Annotated in this window: 6 protein-coding genes; 5 read left to right on the top strand and 1 reads right to left on the bottom strand. The window is 72.0% G+C overall.

All coding sequences use genetic code 11. The annotated features are described in order from the left end of the window. On the bottom strand, positions 1–509 hold a 509-nt coding region (locus tag G3573_RS19660), incomplete at its 3' end, for a citrate synthase (RefSeq protein ID WP_205598383.1). 118 nt (positions 510–627) lie between these two features. Between G3573_RS19660 and G3573_RS19655 the strand changes: the two genes are divergently transcribed. The 5 genes from G3573_RS19655 to G3573_RS19635 all read left to right on the top strand — a co-directional run. Next, positions 628–1,602, top strand: coding sequence for a cation diffusion facilitator family transporter (locus tag G3573_RS19655; RefSeq protein ID WP_163263371.1), 975 nt, complete (start codon positions 628–630; stop codon positions 1,600–1,602). A 57-nt stretch (positions 1,603–1,659) separates the two neighbouring features. Beyond that, positions 1,660–2,346 (top strand): glutathione S-transferase family protein, encoded by a 687-nt coding sequence (locus G3573_RS19650; protein ID WP_163263370.1) that lies wholly within the window; start codon positions 1,660–1,662, stop codon positions 2,344–2,346. Between the two features lie 17 nt (positions 2,347–2,363). Next, complete coding sequence (locus G3573_RS19645) at positions 2,364–3,407, top strand: hypothetical protein (protein ID WP_163263369.1); 1,044 nt, start codon at positions 2,364–2,366, stop codon at positions 3,405–3,407. Further along, positions 3,355–4,515 (top strand): tRNA epoxyqueuosine(34) reductase QueG, encoded by a 1,161-nt coding sequence (gene queG, locus G3573_RS19640; RefSeq protein WP_240454807.1) that lies wholly within the window; start codon positions 3,355–3,357, stop codon positions 4,513–4,515. The genes G3573_RS19645 and queG overlap by 53 nt, the downstream gene beginning before the upstream one ends. After that, positions 4,512–5,403, top strand: an 892-nt coding sequence (locus tag G3573_RS19635) for a glycosyltransferase family 2 protein (protein ID WP_163263368.1), incomplete at its 3' end; no start/stop codon positions are given. The genes queG and G3573_RS19635, both read left to right, overlap by 4 nt.

The following is a 5,403-nucleotide window of genomic DNA, read 5'->3' as shown; positions in this document are numbered from 1 at the left end:
GCCTCGCGACGCAGCGAGCGGGTGCTGCGCCCGGCGCAGGGGGCGTCCTCGTCGGCGCGGCGGGCCAGGGCGGCGAAGGCCCGCCCGCGCGGGCCGCCCGGAAACACCACGTCGACGCGGGGCTTCATGTCGGCGAACGGATCTTCCTCGCCGTCCCACAGCCAGCGGGCCGCCTGCTCGAGGGTCGAGGCCTCGGCCAGGGCGGCGGCGTCCTTGCCGCGGAACCACAGCTTGCCGTCGGCGAAGGAGGTGAGCGCGCTCTCCACCACCGCCTCGCCGCGCGCGGCCGCCGGCTCCAGGTCGCGCGCGGTGCGCCGGGCGGACTGAGCCGTGCGGTCCAGCAGGCGGTGGATGTCCTCGGCGGCGTAAAGGCTGCGGCGCGGGTCGTCGGGATCGGGCCGGGCCGCGATGCGGCCGCGGCTGACGTAGGCGTAAAGCGTCTGGGGCTTCACCCCCAGCCGCTCCAGGACTTCAGGCCGCGAGAGCCAGGAACGCGCGCTGGTCGTCATGGTTGACCCCTGCCCGGTCAAGATTGACAGACCATAACGCAAGCTCGGCCGTTTTGATTCGCTCCAGAAGCGCGTAATCGGCCCGTGAACAGTCACGTTTACGCGAGCAGGCGAAATTATGAGCCAAGGCCACGCCGTCCCGGGGACCACCCCGCCCGCCGAAAGCGCCGCGATCACGCGGCGGGTCACCGCCTATTCGGTGCTCACCGCCCTGATCCTGGTGGGCGCGAAGGCGGCCGCCTGGTCGGCCAGCGGCTCGGTCGCCCTGCTCTCCTCGCTGGCGGATTCGGCGCTGGACCTGGCCGCCTCGCTCGGCACCTTCCTGGCCGTGCGCTACGCCGTCGTGCCGCCGGACGCCGAGCACCGCTTCGGCCACGGCAAGGCGGAGGCCTTCGCCTCGCTGGTGCAGGCCTGCCTGGTGTTCGCCTCGGCCGCCCTTGTGGGGCGCGAGGCGGTGGCGCGCCTGGCCGACCCGCGGCCGGTCGAGCACGGCGGATGGGCGCTGGCGGTGATGGTCCTGTCGATCGTGCTGACCCTGCTGCTGGTCGCGGCCCAGACCCGCGCGCTGAAGAAGACCGGGTCGGTGGCGGTCAGCGGCGACCGGGCCCACTACTTCGCCGACCTCGCCTCCAACCTGGCGGCGATCGCCGGCATCGCCGGAGCGGCCTTCCTCAACCTGCCCCAGCTCGACGCCTTCGCTGGCCTGGCGGTCGCCGCCTGGCTGGTCTGGGGCGCGATCGGCGTGCTGCGCGAGGCGGCCGACCACCTGATGGACAAGGGCCTGCCGGTCGAGGCGCGGGCGCGCATCGTCGAGCTGGCCCTGGCCGATCCGCAGATGACCGGCGTGCACCAGCTGCGCACCCGCGTCGCCGGCCCCTACGTGATGATCCAGTTCCACGCCGACCTCGACCCGGCCCTGACCCTGGAAGCCGCCCACGCCATCCTGGTCGAGGCCGAAAACCGCATCCTGGCCGAGTACCCGGCCGCCGACATCCTGATCCACCCCGACCCGCGCGGCCGGGCCGAACCGCACGGCGGCGCGTTCCAGGAGACGGCGGCGGCGCATTCTCCACAGGCGACCCCGGAATCCTGAGCCGGAGGCGGTTGCGGTGAACGAGTCCTTAAGAAGCCCGGGCGCATCGGATCGGACATGACCCCGCGGCGTACCCTGCACCACTTTCCGCTCGATCCGGCCTCGCGTCAGGCGCGGCTGGCGCTGGGCGAGAAGCGCCTCGACTTCGACGAGGTGGTGGTCCGCTACTGGGAGCCGAACCCCGAGTTCGAGGCGCTCAATCCCTCCGGCCTGACCCCGGTGCTGGTCGAGGAGACCGACCGCGGTCAGCTGGTCGTGTGCGAGACCCGCGCCATCCTCGACCACCTGGAAGAGACCGCCAAGGGCGACGCCCTGCTGGCTCCGTCCGCGGCCGAGCGGGCCGAGGCGCGCCGCCTGCTGCAGTGGTTCGACAAGAAGTTCGACTACGAGGTCAACGCGCTGCTGCTCCACGAGAAGATGGAGAAGCGGCTGCTGCGCCTGGGCCCGCCGGACATGCCGGCCATGCGCGCCGGCCGCGAGGCCCTGCGCCGCCACCTCGGCTATTTCGACGAGCTGCTGCAGGCGCGCGACTGGCTGGCCGGCCGCAGGCTCAGCCTGGCGGACATCGCCGCGGCCGCGCACCTGTCGGTGCTGGACTATTTCGGCGAGGTCCCCTGGCGGGACTATCCGGCGCTGAAGACCTGGTACTCGAAGATCAAGTCGCGTCCCTGCTTCCGCCCGCTGCTGGCCGACCGCCAGCCCGGCATTCCGCCGGCCGAGCACTACGACGACCTGGATTTCTGACTTCGGGGGGGAGTCACATGAAGAAGCTGGCGGCCGCCACGGCGGCGCTCGTCCTGGGCGCGGCGTGGCCCGAGCTCGCATCGGCCGCGCCGGCCGCCCCCGTCGCCTCAGACCCCGCGACCGCCGCCAAGGTGCAGGCCTACATCGCCCAGGTCGCACTCTGGTCCCAGGCTTACTACGCGTCGGTGAACGACCAGACGGACGCGCTGACGGAGCTGACCGACGCTCTTGAGACCGCCGGCGCGTATTACGAAAGCGGACGCCGCAAGGACGGCGCCGCTTGGGCGCAGCGCTGGAGCGAGGAGCAGAAGCAGCGCTGGGACGCGATTCAGAAGCGCTTCGACGAGATCGCGGCCGTGCCCCTTCCGCCGGCGCCCATGCCCGACCTGACAGCGCGGGTCGCCAAGATTGCCGACACGCCGACCATCGTGGCCCGATACCTGTCCCAGAACCGTGCCCTCGCGGACCGGATGATCAAGCGGATCGCCGCCACGGCCGGGGGCGATGAAAAGGCGGCCGCAAGCATCACGGGCGAGATGATGGACGTCACCATCGCGATGATCGAAGGGGAGAACCAGATGATCTCCGCCTCGACCCTCGCCGCCGCGCCAGGGCATCCACAGCGGGACCTGATGGACGCCAGCCGCCACTCGAACCTCGCCATGATCGCCTTGCTGCAGGCGGAAAAGACCCTGCTGCTCGATCAGCCTTTAGACGAAGCGGCACTGGCCGCACGCTTGCGCCAACAGGCAACCGCGGTCGAGCTTTCGACAAGGTCTATGGAGAAAGCGACCCGGACCACGCTCGCCCAATCCCGGCTGTTCCCCGAGTTGGCGGGCACCCCGCTGCTGGCCGGGATCGAGAAGATGCTCGCCACCTATCCCGAGAGCGCAGCGGCCGAGCGCGAGATCGCGGCGGCCTTCATCGATTTGGCGGCACGCATCGACGCGCCGGGTGCGATAGACTTGGACAGCCTGATCGCCACCGGCGACCACATCGGAACCCTTGTTGAAAAGCGCCTCACTATCGACGCCCAGCGCCGGGCCTACCTACAAAACTGACCTGCGCGAGACCATTCGCGCGGAAGCCCTGGCGCTCGGCTTCGACGTCTGCCGGTTCGCCTCGGTCGAGGCCCCCTGGCCGGCGTCCGACCGGCTGCGGGAATTCGTGGCTCTGGGCCGTCATGGCGCCATGGGCTGGATGGAGGAGACGCTGGAGCGCCGCGTCCACCCGAAGGCCATGTGGGAGGGCGCGCGCTCGGCGATCGTGCTGGGGGTCAACTACGGCCCTGACGCCGATCCCCTGGAGGCGCTGAAGGACAAGGCCCGGGGCGTGATCTCGGTCTACGCCCAGGGCGACGACTACCACGACGTGGTCAAGAAGCGGCTGAAGCAGCTGGGCCGCTGGCTGGCCCAGGGGGCCGGCTGCGAGCTGAAGGTGTTCGTCGACACCGCGCCCCTGATGGAAAAGCCGCTGGCCCAGGCGGCCGGGCTGGGCTGGCAGGGCAAGCACACCAACCTGGTGTCGCGCGAGTTCGGCTCCTGGCTGTTCCTGGGCTCGATCCTGACCACGCTGGAGCTGGAGCCGGACGCGCCGGAGCGCGACCACTGCGGCTCGTGCCGGGCGTGCCTGGACGCCTGCCCGACGGGGGCTTTCCCCGCGCCCTACCAGCTCGATGCGCGGGCCTGCCTGTCCTACCTGACCATCGAGCACGCCGGGCCCTGGCCGGTGCGCTATCGCGAGGCGGCCGGCAACCGGATCTACGGCTGCGACGACTGCCTGGCGGTCTGCCCCTGGAACAAGTTCGCCCAGGCCGGGCGAGAGCTGAAGCTGCAGGCGCGCGACGCCCTGCGCGGGCCCCGGCTGGAGGATCTGGCCGGGCTCGACGATCCGGGCTTCCGCGAGCTGTTCGCCAAGGGGCCGGTCAAGCGCATCGGCCGCGACCGCTTCGTGCGCAACGTGCTCTACGCCATCGGCAACTCCGAAGACCCCGCGCTGGCGGTCGCCGCCGAGCGCTTGCTGGACGACCCCGCCCCGGTCGTGCGCGGGGCCGCCGCCTGGGCCCTGTCGCGCCTGGCGCCCGACCGGTTCGCCGCAGCCGCCGCCTCACGGCTGGAACGGGAAGACGATCCCGACGTGCGGGCCGAATGGCTGCGAGCGGCGGCATGAGCGGTCCGGCGGTCAGCGTCCTGATCGTCGCCTACGAGAGCGGCCCGGTGCTGGCCCGCTGCCTCGCCGCCCTGAAGACCCAGACCTATCCCGACTTCGAAGTCCTGCTGGCCGACAACGGTTCGAAGGACGGCGCGGCCCAGACGGCCGCCGCCGCCGACCCGACCCTGCGCCTGCTCGAATTCGGCGAGAACCTCGGCTTCGCCGAAGCCAACAACCGCGCCGCCGAGGCCGCGCGTGGACGCTGGCTGGCCCTGCTCAACCCCGACGCCTTTGCAGAGCCCGACTGGCTGGAAGCCCTGGTCAAGGCGGCGGACGCGCGACCCGACGTGCGCTGCTTCACCTCCCTGCAGGTCGCCGAGCACGACCCGGGCGTGCTGGACGGCGCCGGCGACGCCATGACCCTGGCCGGCGTGCCCTACCGGGCGGGCTACGGCCGCGCGCGTCCGGAGCGCGTGCCGGCGGGCGAAGTGTTCGCCGCCTGCGGCGCCGCCATGCTGGTGGAGCGGGCCCTGTTCCTCGACCTCGGGGGCTTCGACAAGGCCTTCTTCTGCTACTGCGAGGACATGGACCTGGGCTACCGGCTGCGGCTGCGCGGCGAGCGCGTGCGGCTGGTCCCCGACGCCGTGGTCCGCCACGTCGGCTCCTCGACCCTGGGCGCGCGGTCGGACTTCGCCCTGTGGCACGGCGTGCGCAACCGCCTGTGGACCTATGTGAAGAACACCCCGCCCCTGCTGCTGGCGCTAACCCTGCCGCTGCATCTTGCGGCGGTCGCGGGCCTGGTCGCGGGCTCGGCCCTGAAGGGCGAACGCGCCGCCTGGCGGGGGCTGAAGGCGGGCCTGGCCGGCCTCCCCGCCGCCTGGCGCGCGCGCAAGGCGGTGCAGGCGG

It is taken from the genome of Caulobacter sp. 17J65-9, assembly GCF_010975005.1.
Taxonomy (GTDB): domain Bacteria; phylum Pseudomonadota; class Alphaproteobacteria; order Caulobacterales; family Caulobacteraceae; genus 17J80-11.
The sequence above is the reverse complement of the archived record's forward strand: the minus strand, read 5'-3'. Positions and strand labels throughout refer to the sequence as shown.

Excerpts from the sequence above, each read along its gene's own strand:
- G3573_RS19655 (WP_163263371.1), top strand. The coding sequence starts at position 628 with ATGAGCCAAGGCCACGCCGTCCCGGGGACCACCCCGCCCGCCGAAAGC.
- G3573_RS19650 (WP_163263370.1), top strand. The coding sequence starts at position 1,660 with ATGACCCCGCGGCGTACCCTGCACCACTTTCCGCTCGATCCGGCCTCG.
- G3573_RS19645 (WP_163263369.1), top strand. The coding sequence starts at position 2,364 with ATGAAGAAGCTGGCGGCCGCCACGGCGGCGCTCGTCCTGGGCGCGGCG.